22 protein-coding genes and 1 pseudogene are annotated in these 19,466 nt (G+C 36.6%); 11 read left to right on the top strand and 12 right to left on the bottom strand.

Annotated elements, in window-relative coordinates; all coding sequences use genetic code 11:
* Positions 1–29 precede the first annotated feature (29 nt).
* From BMF77_RS09970 to BMF77_RS26640, 3 genes are all read left to right on the top strand, one after another.
* Positions 30–1,637 carry a type I restriction-modification enzyme R subunit C-terminal domain-containing protein gene (locus BMF77_RS09970; RefSeq protein WP_246863111.1) on the top strand — a complete coding sequence of 536 codons (1,608 nt, stop codon included), beginning with the start codon at positions 30–32 and terminating at the stop codon, positions 1,635–1,637.
* Between the two features lie 445 nt (positions 1,638–2,082).
* The gene (locus BMF77_RS09965) at positions 2,083–2,292 is read left to right on the top strand and encodes a hypothetical protein (protein WP_148762533.1); all 210 of its coding nucleotides are present in this window, start codon (positions 2,083–2,085) and stop codon (positions 2,290–2,292) included.
* Positions 2,293–2,474: 182 nt separating this feature from the next.
* Positions 2,475–2,627 carry a hypothetical protein gene (locus BMF77_RS26640; protein ID WP_160170653.1) on the top strand — a complete coding sequence of 51 codons (153 nt, stop codon included), beginning with the start codon at positions 2,475–2,477 and terminating at the stop codon, positions 2,625–2,627.
* On the opposite strand, the gene xisF is transcribed toward BMF77_RS26640, so the two are convergent.
* On the bottom strand, positions 2,611–3,978 hold the full coding sequence (gene xisF, locus BMF77_RS09960) for a fdxN element excision recombinase XisF (protein WP_148762531.1): 1,368 nt from the start codon (positions 3,976–3,978) through the stop codon (positions 2,611–2,613). The genes BMF77_RS26640 and xisF overlap by 17 nt on opposite strands.
* A gap of 27 nt (positions 3,979–4,005) precedes the next feature.
* Between xisF and nifH the strand changes: the two are divergent.
* Positions 4,006–4,737, top strand: a pseudogene (nifH, locus tag BMF77_RS09955) (nitrogenase reductase); the annotation flags it as partial.
* Between the two features lie 168 nt (positions 4,738–4,905).
* Positions 4,906–6,300, top strand: coding sequence for a nitrogenase molybdenum-iron protein alpha chain (gene nifD / locus BMF77_RS09950; RefSeq protein WP_148762529.1), 1,395 nt, complete (start codon positions 4,906–4,908; stop codon positions 6,298–6,300).
* A gap of 228 nt (positions 6,301–6,528) precedes the next feature.
* Here nifD and BMF77_RS09945 read toward each other — a convergent pair whose 3' ends face one another.
* The gene (locus BMF77_RS09945) at positions 6,529–6,765 is read right to left on the bottom strand and encodes a hypothetical protein (RefSeq protein WP_148762527.1); all 237 of its coding nucleotides are present in this window, start codon (positions 6,763–6,765) and stop codon (positions 6,529–6,531) included.
* Between the two features lie 76 nt (positions 6,766–6,841).
* Positions 6,842–8,203: an NB-ARC domain-containing protein gene (locus tag BMF77_RS09940; protein ID WP_246863110.1), complete on the bottom strand. Its 1,362-nt coding sequence runs from the start codon at positions 8,201–8,203 to the stop codon at positions 6,842–6,844.
* 293 nt (positions 8,204–8,496) lie between these two features.
* On the opposite strand from BMF77_RS09940, the gene BMF77_RS28825 reads away from it, so the two are divergent.
* The 4 genes from BMF77_RS28825 (at position 8,497) to BMF77_RS09920 (ending at position 10,838) form a co-directional block, all read left to right on the top strand.
* Positions 8,497–9,045, top strand: a complete 549-nt coding sequence (locus BMF77_RS28825) for a hypothetical protein (protein WP_210422328.1) — start codon at positions 8,497–8,499, stop codon at positions 9,043–9,045.
* Positions 9,046–9,345: 300 nt separating this feature from the next.
* Positions 9,346–9,570, top strand: coding sequence for a DUF433 domain-containing protein (locus tag BMF77_RS09930; RefSeq protein ID WP_148762525.1), 225 nt, complete (start codon positions 9,346–9,348; stop codon positions 9,568–9,570).
* On the top strand, positions 9,567–9,908 hold the full coding sequence (locus BMF77_RS09925) for a DUF5615 family PIN-like protein (protein WP_148762523.1): 342 nt from the start codon (positions 9,567–9,569) through the stop codon (positions 9,906–9,908). Before BMF77_RS09930 ends, BMF77_RS09925 begins: the two co-directional genes overlap by 4 nt.
* A 216-nt stretch (positions 9,909–10,124) precedes the next feature.
* Complete coding sequence (locus BMF77_RS09920; protein WP_148762521.1) at positions 10,125–10,838, top strand: Uma2 family endonuclease; 714 nt, start codon at positions 10,125–10,127, stop codon at positions 10,836–10,838.
* 45 nt (positions 10,839–10,883) lie between these two features.
* On the opposite strand, the gene BMF77_RS09915 is transcribed toward BMF77_RS09920, so the two are convergent.
* Positions 10,884–11,516: a hypothetical protein gene (locus BMF77_RS09915; RefSeq protein ID WP_148762519.1), complete on the bottom strand. Its 633-nt coding sequence runs from the start codon at positions 11,514–11,516 to the stop codon at positions 10,884–10,886.
* A 357-nt stretch (positions 11,517–11,873) separates the two neighbouring features.
* Here BMF77_RS09915 and BMF77_RS09910 point away from each other — a divergent pair, with 357 nt between their 5' ends.
* Positions 11,874–12,596, top strand: a complete 723-nt coding sequence (locus tag BMF77_RS09910) for a Uma2 family endonuclease (protein WP_148762517.1) — start codon at positions 11,874–11,876, stop codon at positions 12,594–12,596.
* A 66-nt stretch (positions 12,597–12,662) separates the two neighbouring features.
* Positions 12,663–13,238, top strand: a complete 576-nt coding sequence (locus BMF77_RS09905; RefSeq protein WP_148762515.1) for a Uma2 family endonuclease — start codon at positions 12,663–12,665, stop codon at positions 13,236–13,238.
* Between the two features lie 106 nt (positions 13,239–13,344).
* Here the strand turns inward: BMF77_RS09905 and BMF77_RS09900 are convergent, their stop codons facing one another.
* The 8 genes from BMF77_RS09900 to BMF77_RS09865 all read right to left on the bottom strand — a co-directional run bounded on the left by BMF77_RS09900 (position 13,345) and on the right by BMF77_RS09865 (position 19,434).
* Positions 13,345–13,938 (bottom strand): peptidylprolyl isomerase, encoded by a 594-nt coding sequence (locus tag BMF77_RS09900; RefSeq protein ID WP_246863109.1) that lies wholly within the window; start codon positions 13,936–13,938, stop codon positions 13,345–13,347.
* 89 nt (positions 13,939–14,027) lie between these two features.
* Positions 14,028–14,606 (bottom strand): hypothetical protein, encoded by a 579-nt coding sequence (locus tag BMF77_RS09895; RefSeq protein WP_148762513.1) that lies wholly within the window; start codon positions 14,604–14,606, stop codon positions 14,028–14,030.
* 61 nt (positions 14,607–14,667) lie between these two features.
* Positions 14,668–15,246, bottom strand: a complete 579-nt coding sequence (locus BMF77_RS09890; protein ID WP_015081321.1) for a Uma2 family endonuclease — start codon at positions 15,244–15,246, stop codon at positions 14,668–14,670.
* A 53-nt stretch (positions 15,247–15,299) separates the two neighbouring features.
* Positions 15,300–16,076 (bottom strand): hypothetical protein, encoded by a 777-nt coding sequence (locus BMF77_RS09885; RefSeq protein ID WP_148762511.1) that lies wholly within the window; start codon positions 16,074–16,076, stop codon positions 15,300–15,302.
* Positions 16,069–17,208: an AAA family ATPase gene (locus BMF77_RS09880; RefSeq protein ID WP_148762509.1), complete on the bottom strand. Its 1,140-nt coding sequence runs from the start codon at positions 17,206–17,208 to the stop codon at positions 16,069–16,071. The genes BMF77_RS09885 and BMF77_RS09880 overlap by 8 nt, the downstream gene beginning before the upstream one ends.
* Positions 17,209–17,232: 24 nt before the next feature.
* The gene (locus BMF77_RS09875) at positions 17,233–17,481 is read right to left on the bottom strand and encodes a hypothetical protein (RefSeq protein ID WP_148762507.1); all 249 of its coding nucleotides are present in this window, start codon (positions 17,479–17,481) and stop codon (positions 17,233–17,235) included.
* A 75-nt stretch (positions 17,482–17,556) separates the two neighbouring features.
* On the bottom strand, positions 17,557–18,504 hold the full coding sequence (locus BMF77_RS09870) for a DUF4238 domain-containing protein (protein WP_148762505.1): 948 nt from the start codon (positions 18,502–18,504) through the stop codon (positions 17,557–17,559).
* A 27-nt stretch (positions 18,505–18,531) separates the two neighbouring features.
* Positions 18,532–19,434 (bottom strand): hypothetical protein, encoded by a 903-nt coding sequence (locus BMF77_RS09865; RefSeq protein WP_148762503.1) that lies wholly within the window; start codon positions 19,432–19,434, stop codon positions 18,532–18,534.
* Positions 19,435–19,466: the final 32 nt, after the last annotated feature.

The following is a 19,466-nucleotide window of genomic DNA, read 5'->3' as shown; positions in this document are numbered from 1 at the left end:
AACATTTTGGGGTGCGGAATGTGGGTTTAATGACTAGGGGTTTAAAAGTTGCCGGTGGGGATATTTTAGGTAAAACAATTATCTTTGCTAAAAATCAAGATCATGCTAAATTTATCGCAGAACGTTTTGATGCTAACTATCCCCAATTCAAAGGTGAATTTGCTCGGATTATTACCTTTGAAACTAAATATGCCCAATCTCTAATAGATGACTTTTCTAAAAAAGATAAACAGCCCCATATTGCTATTTCTGTGGATATGCTGGACACGGGAATAGATGTGCCAGAAGTAGTAAATTTAGTCATGTTTAAATTGGTTCGTTCTAAAACTAAATTCTGGCAAATGCTAGGACGGGGAACTCGTCGTTGTGAGGATTTATTTGGTATAGGGCAAGATAAACAATTTTTCTATTTATTCGACTATTGCCAAAATTTAGAGTTCTTCAAGCATAACCCAGAAACGACTGATGCACCTATCGGTAAATCTCTAAATAAACAGTTATTTACTACCCGCTTGGATCTAATTGCGGAGTTAGATAATATTTCACCCCAACCCCGCTCCCTGAGCGAAGTCGAAGGGAGCAAATTTGAAGATAACTTTGAAGAACCAAAAACCAATGCTGAACTGCGTAGTAAATTAGCCAATTTACTCTATACAGAAGTTGCAGCTATGAATAGCGAAAACTTCGTGGTTCGTCCTAAGCGCCGATTTGTTGAACAATATGCTAACTCTAAATCATGGCAATCTCTATCAGATGAAGATTTTATTACTCTCAACCAAGAAATAGCCGGTTTACCTTCTCAATTGGAGACAGAAGCAGAAGAGATAAAACGATTTGATATTTTGGTATTGAAGTTACAATTAGCGATATTGCGCTCTCACTCCAGCGTTAAACATTTACGAGAAAAAATAAAGTCACTTGCTGGGTTACTTGAAGAAAAATCAGCCATTCCCTTAGTACAGCAACAATTACTTCTAATTCAGGATATACAAACCGACGAATGGTGGGAAGATGTAACATTACCCATGATAGAGGTACTACGGAAACGCTTGCGGGGTTTAGTCAAGCTGATTGAGAAACAAAGACGTATACCTATTTACACTGATTTTGAGGATGAAATGGGTGAGGAAATTGTAGTAGAGTTACCTGGTTTTACATCATCTGATAATTTTGAGAAGTTTCGCGCTAAAGCACGGGCGTTTTTGCGATCGCATCAGGATAATATAGTTATTTTCAAACTCAGAACGAATAAACAACTAACTCCATCGGATCTATCAGAACTAGAAAGCATATTAGCAGAAAGTGGTATTGGGGAAACAGAAGATATTATCCGCGCTAAAGAAGAGTCACAGGGGTTAGGCTTATTTGTTCGTTCTCTAGTAGGACTAGATAGGGAAGTAGCCAAACAAGAACTAGCTTGTTTTATATCTGACAAAAAGCTGAATGCTAATCAGATAGAGTTTGTGAATATGATCATTGACTACCTCACAGAACACGGTGTCATGGATGCGGCGCTTCTCTATGAATCTCCATTTACCGATATCACTCCGCAGGGACCCGATGAATTATTTACCTCCTCCCAAGTAGATGAATTAATTTGTCTGTTGGAAGAAGTTTATGGCAGAGCAGTCGCCTAAGCGGTTTAATGAGAGAGAAAATTTTCGCTCTCCTCAAAGGACAGGACTTATATCCCATTGTTTTCAGTCAAGGGGTGAAATAAGCATCCATTCCGAAACTTTCGGTTGTTGAGCCTCAAGGTGATGTAGGAAAGCAGTTGAGTTTGTTTTGAGTGGGGAGTTATGGTAATTATGGTAATTATGAGAGCGATCGCCTATGGTAATGGAAAGGGCGACTGTTAGAACTACTGGCAGTTTCAATATTTCCACTAAGAAAGAGTTAGTTCAAGGTATTGGTTACAAAAACTGTATTTGTGTCCATAAAAAAGACGGCTATAGTTACTCAAATTGAAAGATTCAATGCGGTTAAAACCGTGGTCAGTGAGCTTGTCGAACTGCCCGTGTCGTTTCCCTCTCAGCACTAAAGTGACTGAGTTTCCCACTTACCGGAAGTTCTTATGAATTAATGAGGCACAGACAAGAGTTAAAAGCTCACTGTCATGAATTAATTGATTTGATATTCCGACATCGCTATGGAATTAAATTACTCTTGTCCGCTAGTAAAGCCTTAGAAATGATTGCTGATTACAAAGCTAACCGTAATGGCAACTACGTTAAAAAATTTCCCCTGACTGTGCAGGATGCAGACACATTACCAACGGTGGTTAAGGAATAGTTTAGAATCAGAGAATACTGATAAATAATTCATACAAAACAATATGAGATTCTTGATTCTTGAAAAACACAAAACTTGATTTGATATTTGATTTTGTGTCTGAGTAATAAATTTGTTCATCATAAACAGACAAAAATATCAAAAAATAGCTAAACTAGTTACAAGACTTCACCTATTATGATATGCAGGAAACAGCGACTCAAGTATTGATTCGTGTCTCTAAAAAATGGTATAGGATTCGGTATTTAGATCCTTATACCAGAAAGAGATTAATGTTATTATCAGAAGAAGAATTTGAAGTAGAACTTCAAGGGCTGCTCAAACCCGCAGCTTGACTTCTTTGATTTCACCATTGGCAACTTTTACGTAATCAATTAATTCTTTATATATTAAAGATTTATCTGCCCAGGGTGTTTCATCCCAAAAATTAATCTTGCTACAACAAAACGCAAGAATATCAAATAGTTCGCTGTTGATTTTATTGACTACGGTTTCTTTTTGTTTAATTTTATTAATCTCTAAAATTGTTTGGTCAATGGCATCTTGAATTATTGGGTTTTTAGGTAAAAGTCTCAATGATTTTAGTTGCTCTTGTCTAGCAATCAATTCCGGGCTATCCTGTGTTTCCACATTTGAATTTGTAATTGCATATTCCTTAATTTCCCTGTGCCGTTCTACTAAGGTTTGATCTACCGTTAAAATAATATCTGGTAGATAAGTGCTAATTTTGTTACTACAAAAATTATTTCCCATGTTTTCATGTTTTTTGCAGCGAACTCTATATGTCGAATTTCGTTTCTTACAAAAACATTTATAGCCGCAGTCAGCGCAAATAATCTGCCCCGCTAGTGGGAAAATCTCTGTTTCCTTTTTTTCTCTACCGTAGCTGTATTTAGATTTATTCTCGTCAAGTTTTGCAACTATCCGTTTGAAGATATTTTCACTAATTAAAGGTTGGTGAGTATCTTCATGAATATCCCAATTCTCAGGTTTATTTAAATTGTCTTTGATATTGTAGGCGGTACAGCCTCTCAGTACAGGGTTTAAAAGCCAGTAACGCAGTCCGGCAGCAGTCCACTTGAGATGATAAGTTTGCAGTAAATATTGACCCGTACTCCTCAATGTAGCCCCATCACCGAGGAAATATTCAATCATCTTGTGAGCGATCGCCCATTTACTAATTCCATTCATCTCAGATAAATCAGGAGCATACTTTTCATCCACGCGACAATACCCAAAAGGTGGACGGGGAGAAGCCTTTTTCTGCTCTCTAAAAAAGTTCATGCCATTTTTGATCCGATTAGCAAGTAGCCTAGATTCAAATTCAGCCAAACCAGCCATCTGATTCACAGAAAACCACCCAAAGGGGGAAGTTGGGTCAACGGGGGCATCCAAAACCGTGAGTTTGACTTTGTACTCCTCAAAGATGGCGATCGCCTTGTGAATCCCCACCACGCTGCGTCCTAGTCGGTCAATTCTAGTGCAGATGACTTCGGTGATTTTGCCTTGTTTGCACTGAGCAATCATTTTATTAAATTCTTTCCTCTTGTCGCTGCGCCCGGACTCAACATCTGAGAAGATGACAATAGCGCCAGCCCTTTCTACTCGTGCTGTTTGTTGTTCCAAAGCATTACCTTCATCCTGTTCACGGGTGGAAACCCTCACATAACCTGCTTTCATCATCATTCCTCATACTGCCCATATTGTTAATATAACTCTACCCGTTTGATGCTTCACTCCAAGGCTCAAACAACCGTTCTTCACTTGGCTGCTGAAAGAGGATCTGTTGAAGACCTAGAACTTCATGAAGTAATGCTCAAAGGTTTCCGCGATGTTAAATGCGTGGAATCCGGTGGTCCAGAACCCGGTGTAGGTTGCGCCGGTCGTGGTATTATCACCGCTATTAACTTCCTAGAAGAAAACGGTGCTTACACAGATTTAGATTTCGTATCTTATGACGTACTAGGTGACGTTGTATGTGGTGGATTTGCTATGCCTATCCGTGAAGGTAAAGCACAAGAAATCTACATCGTTACATCAGGTGAAATGATGGCGATGTATGCTGCAAACAACATCGCTCGTGGTGTACTTAAATATGCTCACTCCGGTGGAGTTCGTTTAGGTGGTTTGATCTGTAACAGCCGTAACACAGACCGAGAAATCGAATTAATCGAAACCTTGGCAAAACGGTTGAACACCCAAATGATTCACTACGTTCCCCGCGACAACATAGTTCAACACGCTGAATTACGTCGGATGACAGTGAACGAGTATGCGCCTGATAGCAAACAAGCTAACGAATACCGCGCACTAGCTAAGAAGATCATCAACAACAGAAACCTCACCATTCCTACACCTATCGAAATGGAAGAGTTGGAAGAATTGTTGATTGAGTTCGGTATTCTCGAAAGCGAAGAAAACGCTGCAAAAATGCTGGCTAAATAGGCATAATTCGCTACGAAGAAAGAATTTTCTAGTACCAGGAAAAAGGCAGAGAGCAGCACATCAAAAGCTCTCACCTTTGACCAACATTTCCCTATCGCTACAGGGGACTTCATGTCCCCAAACACCTCATCCCTATTTCCGTTCCTTTAGGAGCAAGAGAGATTAACAATGACTTCGACCGACGACAAGAAGATTGTTGAACAAAGAAAAGAACTAGTTAAAGAAGTTCTCAAAGCTTACCCCGAAAAAGCTGCTAAGAAGCGTGAAAAGCATTTAAACGTATTTGAAGAAGGTAAGGCTGATTGTGGTGTTAAATCTAACATCAAATCCTTACCTGGTGTAATGACCGCTCGTGGTTGTGCTTACGCAGGTTCTAAAGGTGTGGTTTGGGGTCCTATCAAGGACATGATCCACATCAGTCACGGTCCCGTAGGTTGCGGTTACTGGTCTTGGTCTGGTCGTCGTAACTACTACTTAGGTACAACAGGTATTGATACCTTTGGTACTATGCACTTCACCTCCGACTTCCAAGAACGCGACATCGTGTTTGGTGGTGACAAGAAACTGACTAAATTAATTGAAGAATTAGATGTATTATTCCCCTTGAATCGTGGGGTTTCTATTCAATCTGAATGTCCTATCGGTTTGATTGGGGATGACATCGAAGCAGTAGCTAGAAAGACATCCAAAACCATCGGTAAGCCAGTTATTCCCGTCCGTTGCGAAGGTTTCCGTGGTGTGTCTCAGTCTTTAGGACACCACATCGCTAACGACATGATTCGTGACTGGGTATTCCCCAAAGCAGATCAAGGTAAGAAAGACGGTACATTGAAGTTTGAAGGCACTCCTTATGACGTAGCCATTATTGGTGACTACAACATCGGTGGTGATGCTTGGGCCAGCCGGATTTTGTTAGAAGAAATCGGTTTGCGCGTTGTTGCTCAATGGTCTGGTGACGGTACAATCAACGAAATGTTGATGACCCCCAACGTGAAGATGAACCTCATCCACTGTTACCGCTCGATGAACTACATCAGCCGTCACATGGAAGAAGCTTATGGTATACCTTGGTTAGAATATAATTTCTTTGGTCCTACCAAGATTGCTGCATCTTTACGTGAAATCGCTTCTAAGTTTGATGCAAAAATCCAAGCAAATGCTGAAAAAGTAATTGCTAAGTACCAACCTACAATGGATGCGATCGTTAGTCAATATCGCCCCCGTTTGGAAGGTAAGACAGTTGCAATGATGGTTGGTGGTTTACGTCCCCGTCACGTTGTTCCCGCTTTCCAAGATTTGGGAATGAAGATGATTGGTACTGGTTATGAGTTCGCTCACAGTGACGACTATAAACGTACTACTCACTACATTGAAAACGGAACTATCGTTTATGACGACGTTACCGCTTACGAATTTGAAGAATTCATCAAAGCATTGAAGCCTGACTTAGTTGCTTCCGGTGTGAAAGAGAAGTATGTATTCCAAAAGATGGGTCTTCCTTTCCGTCAAATGCACTCTTGGGATTACTCCGAACTTGGTAATGTTGGTAGAAAGGTGCGTTAGTTTAAGGTTTTTTGGGAGGTTTTTTGGTTGGGGAATTAAGAGAGTTTAATTTTTAGATTAAATGCAATTTATTATGTTTTATAATAACATTGTTTGTGGATAACTGCAAGTAGTAAAGGTCTTATTATATCTGATTTTGAGATGGTTGTAAATTTGTGATGTTTGGTGATTTGGTTAAATTTGATAACTTTTTGTGGGTTGATTTTATAGACTAAATAGTATGGTGTGTTAGTCTTGGGCAGCAACAGCAGCGTTAATATAACTGAAGATATCGTCAAGTTTCCCTATTGCCTCTAGTGCTATTGCTTCCTCTGGGGTGAGGGTATCTAATTTGTTTTTATCAAGCAGTTCTTGCATCCGTTCACCTAGCTTATCGGTAAATTTGAATAGCATGAGGTTGTTGATATGCTTGATGCAAATTCCTTCAGGTAGTAATTGGGACGGTTTAACTAGTGTAGTTGTCATTGGTAAATTATCTTTAATTTTCTTGATTTTATCATTGAATATTTGGGATGTGATATCTACACAGAATATCACTAACTCAAGGAGTTATTATAACATATTCCCTAAAAACAGGAGATAAAATAAACAATGTTTTATCACTTTCTATAGTTGTAACTAAATAGCGCATCTTTAAAGACTGTAAACCATTAATTAATTCCATAGAAGATAAAGATAAACTCTCTCTTAAATGTTCTCTTGATACGGGTTTATTATATTTACTCAGTTCTAAAATAATCTGCTGTTCTACTGTTGATAACCTGTTAAATAATTCATTTAATTGATATTTCATATCTTCTGTTAATAGTAAACCTTCACTTAAAAATTCAGATACCCGACCTTGAAAAATATTCCTAATTAAACTAGAAATATCTTGTAAATAAGTTGGATTACCTTCATATAACTTTATTAGATTTGACCAATTTTCCTCATCTTTTAATTTCTGAGTTTTCAAAATATCAGTAGTATCTAAATCTTGTAATTCTAAGCATTTAACAGGATATGATTCTTCGTCAATGCAAATCATTTCTTGGCATTTTTCTTGACTGATTAAAATTAAACTACTTTGATGTTCAATTTCTGTTATTTTTGCGAAAAATGTTTTGTAGTCTTTATATTCAGGTTTATATTTTCCTGCAACTTGTCCTGTACTGAAGATGTCTTGTATATCATCAATGATAATCAAACATCTTTTTTGACGTAAAAGATTGAAAAATTGAGTTAGTTTATTGTCAGTTTCAATATAATCTGGATTGGTAAATATGAATATTTCTGTGAGGATGTTATCTAAGGAATGAGAGAGTTTAATATTTTTCCATATGACTAGATCAAATTGTTGTAAATTTAGATCAATGAAATGTTTGACGAGGGTGGTTTTACCAATTCCAGGTAATCCTAGAATTGAGACAAGACGGTTATTTTGATTGGTTAACCAATGGGATAGCGTTTGTAGTTCGGTTTCTCTTCCGTAGAAGTGGGTAATTTTTGGAGCTATGGTTAAATCGTGAGAGGATGTTTGAGATTGATTTTTAGTTATATTTTCTTGATTATCCTGCTTTGTATTATATAAAATTTGTGGATTAAAATGAAAATGATGATTACTACCATTTATATGACAAATATTTCGATTTTGAGATGATTGGATATGTAATCTTTGGAATGTAGAACGAAAATTATATTTATTAATATCTTCATCTAATTGTTCCGAAAACACTTGCCAAAGTTTATAACCTACATCTCTCACATGACTTTCACTGCGGTGACATTGTTTTGCAATTTTCTCATAAGTCTGTCCTTGCCAAACACCCTTAATTACAGTGTCCTGAATATCATCTAAGTGTTTTCCCGTTTGAACAAAAACTAACTCATCAGCAAATTGTAAAACTTCTTTAACATCTATCATAACTATATAATGTAAGCATTTCAGCCATTATAGCTTAATCTCTGTAAGTATTATCCGGCATTCTCGGACAATTATATTAATTATTTGTTACAAAAGTCCCGATCAAATCAGGTATTGTCCTGTAAAAACAATAATTTAGTGATGAGACAATTAATCTCAGCAGTCTCTTAGTGAATTCCATCTTAATAAAGGATTTAGATAGTTTTTTCAGTACATTACGCTAAGTCTAGTTTGAGGCTATCAACAGAGGCTACTACCAATCAAAACTTTATTTAAACCTACTTGACGCAGTTATGAACTATACCATCAAATCAGCATCATCTACGCGAACTATCAAAAACTTTTCTGCTATGGGACTAGTGGTGTTTTCTTCTTTGATTGCACCCTTTTTTGCACATGAATCTAGCTATGGTTATAGCACTTTCAACAAAAGTAATACTAGTGTCTCTCAAGAGGAAAAGAGCCAGAAAACTATCATGGCGCAGAGAGCAAGTGCCAATCTGGATGTCCAGGTAGATGTTCTGGGCATTACTAACCTGATTATATCAAGTATCAAATCTTCTAGAGACCGCAGTGGATTTGTCAAAAACCTCATGAATGGGGCTTTTTATGGTGCAGGTGAGAGGTATAACGTAATGGTTTTTAATTTGAGTCAAGATTATGAAGAAAGTTTTAGAGGAGTGAAATTCTATGGTTCGGCAGTCTATGACGGTGTCACTTTCGGTATTTGGGTTTTTGAAGATGGTGAATTCACTAATAAAGGTGATGGTGGATGGATTAACTGGGCTTTTTATGGGTTGTTTGATAGAAATGGTGGGTATGTAAGATTCAAGAAATCCTAAGATTGTGGTTCTAACTTTGCTGCTCAATTGCCCTTTTGTGTCCGCACCTTTATGGTAATTAGGGCTTGCTGGAATAATCAATAGTTAGTAGGGTGCGTCAGATTTTTAATTCAATCATGTTTGACTAGCTTATCTGTCTGACGCACCATACAGATTGCAACTGGTAGGTTAGTTTAAGCAACAGCAAAACCCAATATAATTTGAAAAAATAATCCATTACATCCTGTAAATCCTAAAATCCTGGACATCCTGATTCTGACAAATGCTACAATTAATAAACCATCAAAAGGAGTAAACAAAATGGCAACTAGAATCAATATTAATCCAGATATTTGCAACGGAAGACCTATTATTGCTAACACTCGAATTCCTGTACAAACGATTATGGAATTTTTAGGTGCAGGTGATTCCATTGAGGAAGTTTTGGAAGAGTACCCCAATTTGAAACGAGAAGATATTTATGCTTGTATCCAATTTGCAGCAAAGTTAATGGCGAATCACTATGAAGTGAGAAAAATCGCATGAATGGATTTTTATTTGATGAAAATCTCCCCACTAAAATCCAATTTACTCCATCTTTACCCATCATCCATGTTTCAATTTTAGGAGATAGTCCGAGTGATACCCAAATTTGGGAGTATGCGAAGGAAAAAGAATTGGTCATTGTTACTAAAGATGCAGATTTTTCAGATCGGCTGATGGTTGATTTGTTCCCACCTAAAATAGTACATCTGCGTTTTGGGAATATGCGAAAACGTGAATTTCACTTATTTCTAGCTCAGGTTTGGCCAGAGATTGAAATGTTAGTGATTGATCACAAGTTAATTAATGTTTATTTAGATCAGATAGAAGCATTTAGATAATTGGGGGATTTTACATGAAAATAGTGATGTGCGGAGAAACCTCCGCACTAATCCTTGATTTTATTCGTGGATAGTCACTTTGATCATTTTAACTGGAGTTTTGGGGCGATCGCAGAACAATAATCATCAATTAAATCCTGTAAATCCTTATATCCTGGATATCCTGATTCTGACAATTAATGCTACAATAAGCAAATAATTACTTGGTATCATATCATGATGATTACTCAAGCACTGGAATTACAACCTAACATCTTAGAAGATATATCAGAAGATATCATTTTCCCCCCCAGTGACCTATATAGTGATGAACCTCCCGTGGAAACAGAACTGCATCTCGAACAAATAATGTTCTTAATAAAATCTCTCAAATGGTTATGGAAAGAGAGAACTGATTTTTATGCTGTTGGAAACCTAAGTATTTACTATAGTCCTCATCAAAAAAAATCAGAAGACGTTAGAGGTCCAGATTTTTTCGTAGTTCTAGGAACAGAACGGAAAACTAGAAAAAGTTGGGTAGTGTGGGAAGAAAATGGTAAATATCCTAACCTGATTGTGGAAATTCTCTCACCAACCACAGCTAAAACTGATAGAGAAACTAAAAAAGAACTTTATCAAGATACTTTCCGCACACCTGAGTATTTTTGGTTTGATCCCTATAGCTTAGAATTTGCAGGTTTTTATTTAATACATGGTAAATATCAACCTGTAGAACCCAATGAAAAGGGACATTTATGGAGTCAAGAATTAGATTTATATTTAGGAATTGTTCAGGGTTTATTAAGGTATTTTACACCAGATGGAGATTTAGTTCCCACACCGGAAGAAAGTGCAGAATTTGAAGCCCAAAGAGCAGAAATCTCTAATGAAAAAGTTCAACGGTTAGCAGCAAAGTTGCGAGAATTCAATATTGATCCAGATACAATTTAATTTAGATCCCCAACTTCTCTAAGAAGTAAGGGATCTATTCCATGTTTATTTTGGACTATAGGGCAGAGAAGAATGGTGTACAATAATACGCAATTTCCCATCACCACCTCTAATAAACTGCCAGGTTTTATCTACTGTTGTGACTTTACCTGTTTTATCAGTTATGGAAACATTACCCATAGTGGTAGCAGTATTACCAACAATAAAAATACCAGCGTTGCGAATTTCCACCTTTCGCCATCCTTTGAGAGCAAAACCAGTATCTTTAGGGAAGGAGGAATCACCACCCACAAAATAAGACAAAGCTCCTTTGTGTGTCGTGCGGAAGGTCTGGTCTCCAGTTGTCAAGGTTGGCTTGAACAACACCAATCCCGATTGATAAGCATATGCTTGATCTATTATATTGTCAGCCAATGTTCTAGCAGCGGCTATCCCCTTTTCATCATAGGTGGTACTGATGGAAACCAGTGCTTCACCCCAGGCTTTTTGAGCAGCCAGCACTTCAGCCTCAGTAATGGATATATTAACTACTGATGTCTTAGAATTTGATGAGGCCGGCTTAGTGGTGGTACTATTAACTTGACCATGAGCCATCAATGGCGCAGTAACCAACAAGGCTATAGTAGCAGCGGTTACAGAAAGATTGACTTGTAATTGTTTAAAGGGGTTGGTATGCATACTAACGAGAAATATCAAAGGGGAAGTTAAAAAACGTCTCAACAATATTTAACAACCTTGTGCCAACTCAGTCCAATAGTTACTATAAATAGTTACCATAAGTAATCATCTATGCTACCATTTAATGATCTAGGATTAGCCATTTCAATGTGTGTTAATTTTCTGCTTAACGAGTGACAAGGCGGTTGATGAGATATGGGGCTTGTTCTTAAGGTAAGTTCCTTTTGGTCGAGCAATTTTTAGATCGCGTGGATGACGGCAAAAAGCTATGGCAAATGTTTAAGAGATTTGCGATAATTCAGTGAAAGTAATTGACAATTAATGCTACAATAAATCAATAATTACTTGGTATCATACATGATGATTACTCAAGCACTGGAATTACAAAATAACACATCAGAAGATATCATTTTTCCCCCCAGTGACCTATATAGTGATGAACCTCCTGTGGAAACAGAACTGCATCTCGAACAAATAATGCTCTTAATAAAATCTCTCAAATGGTTATGGAAGGAGAGAACAGATTTTTACGCTGTCGGAAATCTGAGTATTTACTATAGTCCTCATCAAAAAAAATCAGAAGACGTTAGAGGTCCAGATTTTTTCGTAGTTTTAGGAACAGAACGAAAAACTAGAAAAAGTTGGGTAGTGTGGGAAGAAAATGGCAAATATCCTCATGTCATTGTCGAAATTCTTTCACCAACCACAGCTAAAACTGATAGAGAAACTAAAAAAATACTTTATCAAGATACTTTCCGTACACCTGATTATTTTTGGTTTGATCCTTATACATTGGAATTTGCAGGATTTAATTTAATCAGTGGCAAATATCAACCCTTAAAACCTAATGAAAAAGGACATTTATGGAGTGAAGAATTGGGGTTATATTTAGGGATTCATGAGGGTTTATTAAGATATTTTACATCATCAGGAGTTTTAGTTCCTACACCGGAAGAAAGCGCAGAGATGGAAACAACAAGAGCAGCAATGGAAGCAGAAAAAGCGAAAATATCAAATGAAAAAGCCCAAAGGTTAGCTGCAAAATTGAGAGAATTAAATATTGATCCAGATACAATTTAATGAAATCTAAAATCCAATTGTGTTTGTTTTCATTACCCCAACTTTGTATATTAGGAGGATGATTTTATGTTAATTATGACAATTAAAGATGTAGAACAAGTCCAAACCGCTTTTAGTGAAGCTGGTTTAGATTACGATGTTGAATTAACAAACGGGAGAATTTCTATTGTGGGTCCATCGGATATTGTATCTAGTGAAGTTGGTATTCTTTTTAGTCGGCTATTAGCTAATTGGGTTTATCCTCGTCGTTTAGGAAGAGTATTTGATTCTGCTGGTGGTTTCATTTTACCTGATAGCAACCTCACCGCACCAGATGTTTCTTTTGTTCGGGCTGCGCGTCTGCGTCAAAGTCCCCGTTATTTTGGCGAACTTGTACCAGATTTAGTAGTAGAAATTAAATCTCAAAGTGATAGAATTAAACCTTTAGTTACTAAAATCCTCAACTTGATCACATTAGGTGCTGTGATGGGAATTTTAATTGATCCTGATGAAGAAACTGTTACAGTTTATCGTCATCAAGGTGAACCAACTATTTTAAATAATGGGGATATTTTAACTTTACCTGAACTTTTTCCAGGTTGGGAATTAGCTGTTTCTGAATTATGGCCTCCTATTTTTACTGAAGAAGAAACACAAGGTTAGTTTGTTTGATCGGATTGGTTTTTTGTGGAGTTCTTTCATGAGAAATAGGGAATTTTGCCAAAAAATTAGCGGTGTGCGGAGAAGCCTCCGCACTAAATCCTTGATTTTATTCGTGGATAGTCACTTTGATCATTTTAACTGGAGTTGTGGGGCGATCGCCTGATCCTGTGGGAGTAGTTTCAATGGCTTTTAATACATCCATCCCTTCAGTAACTCGACCGAAAACAGGATGTTTAGATTGACCGGCTGTAAACCAATCTAGATAGTGGTTGTGGACAGTGTTGATGAAAAACTGGCAACTGCCACTATTAGGGGACCCTGTATTAGCCATAGATAGAGTTCCTGGTTCGTTAGAAAGTTTCCCGTCTTCAGGATGCTCATCTTGAATACACCCATCAGGACCATTACCAGTTCCTGCACGAGGAGAGCTAGGATCTTTACTGTGAGGACAACCAAACTGCACCATGAAGTTTTTAATTACACGGTGGAAATGCAGACCATCATAAAACCCACTTTTAGCCAATTTGATGAAATTTCCCGCCGTTATGGGCATAACATCGGTGAATAGCTCAAGAGTAATCGTACCAAGGGAAGTTTCTAGAGTTGCGGTGGGATTTGCCATGAATATTGAATTACTAATCTTTGTAGTGGGTTGGTTTGTCGCTTCTAGTTTACCTAAAATATTGAAAATAATGTTCACCAAAATCCGCAATTAACCCAAATCCGCATTACCTACTGTCAAATCAACAACCTCAGCTTGATACGAGTGGAGGTTGTTTTTTCGGCATTCTAATCAGGAAAAGCTAAACCAGTTCTCGGATCTCTGATATATAATCCTAGTGTCAAACTCCGCATGACTTCATCCCAAATCGGTATTAATTGCTCTGCTTGATCTGCCCAATAATCAAAGGTAATTAAACATTGAATATTTGAACCCAAACCCACACAAGTCCGAGAAAAAGCTTCTCTGGGTTCAGTTTGAGTGTCAATAAATTTAATTTGACACCACATAATCCGGGCTGTTTGTCGCTTAACAGTAATTACTTCTCCTCTTTCAATCACATCACGGCTATCATCTTCCATGATTTTCTTCAAAGTGTGTTTAAGGGGAAACAGTGTCCAGTCATTCGGGGGTAAATGATTGTAAGATACCTCTAAACAACAATCATCATCAGGTGGTTTTTTGTCCATGAACTTGAAAGATTTTTCTTGTGGTTCAAATACCCAATTTTGGGGAACATTGAAGCGAACCGCACCCCTCCCAGCTACAAAAATCTTATAATCATCAGGACCTTCCCAATGATGATCTGGGCTTAATTCTAGGGTTTCTTTAATCCATTGAAGATTGCTTTTTTTCCGCTTGGCCATAATTTTAATAAGGGATTAAATTTTAGGTGACATTAATCTGATTTATTTGGGAAATGTGATTTTATGTTTCTGTTTCCAATCCTACACCATCATAAAGCATTTCTATGGGAAATTCAAATGCAATACTTGAGAAGGTGATTATGTCTCCTATTGTATATTGATAATAAAGCCATAATCTTCCTTCTCCTCGACAATAACGTTCAACGGAGATTTTTTCAGAATCAATCAAGATATATTCTTGTAAACTGGGTATTGTTAAATAATATCTAAATTTTTCCCCTCTATCTCTACCGCTTGTACCAGGAGAAAGAACTTCAATAATTAATTTAGGATTTTGGATAAATTTACGGGCATTGATGTCTTCAGGGTGACAACTGACAATAAGATCAGGATAGAAGTATGGGCTTTTAGGGGTAACTTGCACTTTCACATCTGACACATTGACTCGACAACCACTAGGACGAAGATGAGAATATAGAGGTCTGTAAAGATTTAGAGCAATATCATTATGGGGGATTGTACCACCAGTCATGGCAAAAACTTCACCGTTGATGTATTCATAGCGAATATCCTGGTCAAGTTCCCATGGGAGATATTCCTCAATGGTCATTTTTGCTGGTTGTTGGGGAATGGCTATCATATCATGATTTTTTCAAGTTTGTTTTGATTATAGCAACTGACAAAAAATAGTTCTTAATCAGACACAATAATTGCAGCTAATCGTTCCTCGACTTCACAGATATAATCTGTCAAACCTGTATCAACTCCTCTTTCTCGTAGATGTTTTAAACTTGTCTCTTCCCAACAAAGCTTTTCCCGTTCCATATCATTTCCTGTGAGTTGTTCAACTACTACTTTTACATTTCTGATTCGTTCAGATTCTCTCTCTGAAGTAGCACGTAATCTGTGAGACTCTATGCAAGGATCAAAACTCAATTTATTTTTGATTTCTTCTAGTATTTGTTCCTCCTGTTGATTAGATGGAATAAAGCCATTTAAAACCCATGCTTCACGTTTTGGATCAGCCGCACCAATTATAATTTCTAGTTTCGGCATTTTATCAATATGTTCTGAACGTGCTTGTTCAATTCCTTCTTTACGTTCTGGTTGATTATCTAAATCACGGATAAAAATAACAGCTTTAATCTGTCGTATTCTTTGCAAAAAACGTACTAAATTAAGAATTTTAATAGATGCTGCACCATCAGCTTTTAAAGGCTCACCCTTACTATTATGACCTAGAAATCTGGCAGGTTTATATTTTATTTGTGATTTTGCATCATCAATGATTTTGATAATGTCTCTCCAGCAAGAAAATCCTGTCCCTTCCTCTAAACCAGTCCACTGAAAAGAATATTCCAAAATATCATCATCTAACCAATCGAATTTTTCCTTTAAAACTCGCTCGGCTAATTTGGTAGCTGTTCTGGCATCTGCACCACTTTCAACTATGACAATAAACTCAATCACTGACTTCTCCTTCTACCACCCAATCTTCACCTTCAGCATCCCAAAATTCACCTGTTGTTAAGGTTTCTTTTGCCCATTCTACATCAGGATGTTCGTCCAAACGTTTGGCAATTGTGAAACCTGAATTACTGTTATTTAATATGTGGACTTGAGAAGGAGCAAGTGCATCAATAATATAAGGAGAATGAGTAGTGAAAATAATTTGCAGGTTAGGATTTTCGGCAATGATTTCTTTGAAAACAGTCATTAACTCCCGTTGTGCTTGAGGATGAAGTCCCTGTTCCACATCATCTAATAAAACTAAGTTAGGTTGATTAGGATTCATTAATACAGTTAATAATCCTAAAGTTAACATTGTTCCTTCACTAATTGCATGGGCTGGAATACGTTCACCTGTATTCATATCTAGCACAATTGCTTGACCTGTCATTTCCTGAGTTTCTTCATAGGAAATAGGTTTACCGTTAACTTCGATTAATCGCTGACGAATGACTGGAACTTTTGCTCGCTTGATGCCAACTTTGCGGACATTTGGGACAATTCGACTCAGTTTTTCTTCTATTAGTTGAAACTTATCTGGAGCTTCATCACGCAAAAAATCTAAGGTTGGTGCTAATAATGAACCATCAAACTCAACTCTCGGTGTAATTTCTTCACTGTAAGCTGCTTTGGCAAGGTTGCTTGCCACTAATTTTAGGTAAACAGTAGGTTGAAAAAAATTGAATGGTAAAGGTGGATGCGGTGAGTATGAATATGTTCCATGTAGTTTTTCATTTGTCCAATTACTTTTATTACCATCTATATTCCATGATAATTTTGCAATCCAACTATTAGTGTTTTTGTTCTCCCAACTATAGAACACTTGGCAATTTTTTTGATTTTCCCAATAACCACTCGCAGTAACAGACATATTTTTTTCCCCAATTGTTGTAATGAATTGAGGTGATCTATCATACTCAAATATTTTTTCAAAGGATGTATCAGTAATCATGCTTAGATAATGCAATGCTTGTAACACGCTTGTTTTACCAGCACTGTTTTTTCCTACAATTCCATGTAATCGGGAATTATCAAAATTAAGTTCTGTATATTTATGGCCTTTGAAATTATGAAGTATTACTTTTTCTAGCATATTTTCATCTATTGATAAAGAGTTTCAGGAATGGGCATGGTCTTGAGCAGCAACAGCACTGTTAATATAACTGAAGATGTCGTCAAGTTCCCCTATTGCCTCTAGTTCTATTGCTTCCTCTGGGGTGAGGGTATCTAATTTGTTTTTATCAAGGAGTTCTTGCATCCGTTCACCTAGTTTATCGGTAAATTTGAATAGCATGAGGTTTTTGATATGCTTGATGCAGATTCCTTCCGGTAGGAATTGGGAAGGTTTAACCAGTGTAGTTGTCATTGGTGGATTATCTTGAGTTTTCTTAATTTTATCATTGGATATTAGGTGCGATCACACCTGCAATAAAACTATAATTCAGGATATCAAAAGCTTGAAGTCTTCCTTAATGGAGTACGTTTGTCTATAGCATTGCATCATTTGTAGTTTGTTATACTCTTTTACATATTTTTCTGATAGGGAAACACTCATTCCATCATAAGTTTTAAGTTCATGCCAAAAGCAGGATTCAAACATAATTAAAATATATTTATAACTGATGGGATAAATGACTTGTACACCATGTGAAGCTAGATCAGTACCAAAATTATCATGTTGTTTAATTACTATTGGATTATCTGAAGTCCATAGAGGAATAGAGGTTGAGTTAACACCAAATAACCAGACATGATTTGATAATATTTTTGATATTTCTGAATCATAACCTTGATCGAGAGTATTAGAGATATAAGATAAATGATGTATTTTTGAGTCTTCTTCTATACCTACCTTAATCAGATCGTCAAAATTAATTGAATTAATTGAATCTTCCAGGAAAGGAAATATATCTTCCTGAATATTTCCATTATTATTCAATAATGCCTGTTCCGTTTTTCTCTTAAGTTCATCTAAAGATTGAAACGTCTCTACAATTTGCCGTCTCATTCTAGTTGTCCTCACTAACTGAAATGCTAAAAAGCCAGAGAAATTTTTCTTTGCCTCTTCGTCTAGAACTCCAAGGGAATCAAATAAGTTGTTTTTTTCTATTTCTTCAAGACAATCTATGATCTGCTTTAGAAATTTTCCAAATCTTAATTCTGCTTTAGAGAAACTATGCTCTAAAATTTGAGATTTTCTTTTATCTCTTAATTCTTCAGTTAAAAAGGAATCAGGGAAGTCGTTGAAATATCTCTCTTGGGCAACATTTTTGATATGGGATGGATAGATAGATGCTTCTATTTTATCCAATACAAATAATTTCTTGTCTTTATTAGCAAAATTTTTTAAATAGCATTGAGGGACAAAGTGCTGCTTTTGAACAATCATTTAAATTAATCCTCTAAAATCAATTAATCAATATCTACTAATTGTTACTGCATCAGTGTTATTCCAACATTGAATTGTTTTCAAATTAGGAATATTTTGAAATTTTGACATCACGTTCATGTCAAATAGCAACAGGAATTTTGCAATTTCTTTTGCACAAGAATTTGGTTGTTTAGCAACTTGCTCTTCTGCGAACCGAAAGACTACCCAGTTCGCATTTAAAAATTGCCTGTCTCTGTAGTCATCTTTCCCAATATAGTGAATAGGCTCTCTCTGACCTAAATCATTCAAAAACCAGGGTTCATCAACCTCTACATCAATCCAAAGGTTGAGTGAAGGAACGTGTATGATAACGTCTGGTGTAAAAGTATAACTCAAATTTAGACCCTCACCGTTTTTAACAAAACATTCTGGAATACCTTTTACTGCATCTAAAAGGGTATTGTCATATTTACCTAATCTAGCGTCAGTTTTGATTAAATTAGATTGGGTTAAGTTTAGTGTATTTGTTATTTTATTCTGCATATATTCCTGTAAAAGAAGCGGATCGCTAAGAATTTTTTTAACGTTCTCATTCTCTTTGTTAGTTTGAATTTCTCTTTCTCTATACCCCTCAGTAGAATCATAAATAATTGCTGCACCTGCTCCAAGTAAACCTAACCATCCAATAGGAGTTGCTAGAGATATTACTCCTATTGCTCCTGCCAAAAAACTGAGTGAGCCAAATTTTTCGGCTGTTTTTAACTTTGGTTTGGTAGTCAAAGCTGCTTGAATACCATGAGGTATTAAAACTTTAGGATATAAATTATCCTGCTGTTTTCTCAGATATTCATTTAAAAATTTTTCGGTAGTCATAAATATCGGCGTTGCATTACTAAAAATCAGTATATCATTTTTGTGGTGAAGTAAAAGATTAATTTGACCAATCAAAATGAGGTAGTTGATAGTTTGTAGGTTGGGTT

This window comes from Dolichospermum sp. UHCC 0315A (assembly GCF_008121535.1).
GTDB classification, from domain to species: Bacteria; Cyanobacteriota; Cyanobacteriia; order Cyanobacteriales; family Nostocaceae; genus Dolichospermum; species Dolichospermum lemmermannii.
Note: the sequence above shows the minus strand (reverse complement) of the source record. Positions and strands in the feature narration are given on the sequence as shown.

Excerpts from the sequence above, each read along its gene's own strand:
- BMF77_RS09880 (WP_148762509.1), bottom strand. The coding sequence starts at position 17,208 with ATGCTAGAAAAAGTAATACTTCATAATTTCAAAGGCCATAAATATACA.
- BMF77_RS09905 (WP_148762515.1), top strand. The coding sequence starts at position 12,663 with ATGTTAATTATGACAATTAAAGATGTAGAACAAGTCCAAACCGCTTTT.
- xisF (WP_148762531.1), bottom strand. The coding sequence starts at position 3,978 with ATGATGATGAAAGCAGGTTATGTGAGGGTTTCCACCCGTGAACAGGAT.
- BMF77_RS09945 (WP_148762527.1), bottom strand. The coding sequence starts at position 6,765 with ATGACAACTACACTAGTTAAACCGTCCCAATTACTACCTGAAGGAATT.
- BMF77_RS09920 (WP_148762521.1), top strand. The coding sequence starts at position 10,125 with ATGATGATTACTCAAGCACTGGAATTACAACCTAACATCTTAGAAGAT.
- BMF77_RS09915 (WP_148762519.1), bottom strand. The coding sequence starts at position 11,516 with ATGCATACCAACCCCTTTAAACAATTACAAGTCAATCTTTCTGTAACC.
- BMF77_RS09930 (WP_148762525.1), top strand. The coding sequence starts at position 9,346 with ATGGCAACTAGAATCAATATTAATCCAGATATTTGCAACGGAAGACCT.
- BMF77_RS09870 (WP_148762505.1), bottom strand. The coding sequence starts at position 18,504 with ATGATTGTTCAAAAGCAGCACTTTGTCCCTCAATGCTATTTAAAAAAT.
- BMF77_RS09910 (WP_148762517.1), top strand. The coding sequence starts at position 11,874 with ATGATGATTACTCAAGCACTGGAATTACAAAATAACACATCAGAAGAT.
- BMF77_RS09925 (WP_148762523.1), top strand. The coding sequence starts at position 9,567 with ATGAATGGATTTTTATTTGATGAAAATCTCCCCACTAAAATCCAATTT.
- BMF77_RS09875 (WP_148762507.1), bottom strand. The coding sequence starts at position 17,481 with ATGACAACTACACTGGTTAAACCTTCCCAATTCCTACCGGAAGGAATC.
- nifD (WP_148762529.1), top strand. The coding sequence starts at position 4,906 with ATGACTTCGACCGACGACAAGAAGATTGTTGAACAAAGAAAAGAACTA.
- BMF77_RS09940 (WP_246863110.1), bottom strand. The coding sequence starts at position 8,203 with ATGATAGATGTTAAAGAAGTTTTACAATTTGCTGATGAGTTAGTTTTT.
- BMF77_RS09895 (WP_148762513.1), bottom strand. The coding sequence starts at position 14,606 with ATGGCCAAGCGGAAAAAAAGCAATCTTCAATGGATTAAAGAAACCCTA.
- BMF77_RS09970 (WP_246863111.1), top strand. The coding sequence starts at position 30 with ATGACTAGGGGTTTAAAAGTTGCCGGTGGGGATATTTTAGGTAAAACA.
- BMF77_RS28825 (WP_210422328.1), top strand. The coding sequence starts at position 8,497 with ATGAACTATACCATCAAATCAGCATCATCTACGCGAACTATCAAAAAC.
- BMF77_RS09965 (WP_148762533.1), top strand. The coding sequence starts at position 2,083 with ATGAGGCACAGACAAGAGTTAAAAGCTCACTGTCATGAATTAATTGAT.
- BMF77_RS09890 (WP_015081321.1), bottom strand. The coding sequence starts at position 15,246 with ATGATAGCCATTCCCCAACAACCAGCAAAAATGACCATTGAGGAATAT.
- BMF77_RS26640 (WP_160170653.1), top strand. The coding sequence starts at position 2,475 with ATGCAGGAAACAGCGACTCAAGTATTGATTCGTGTCTCTAAAAAATGG.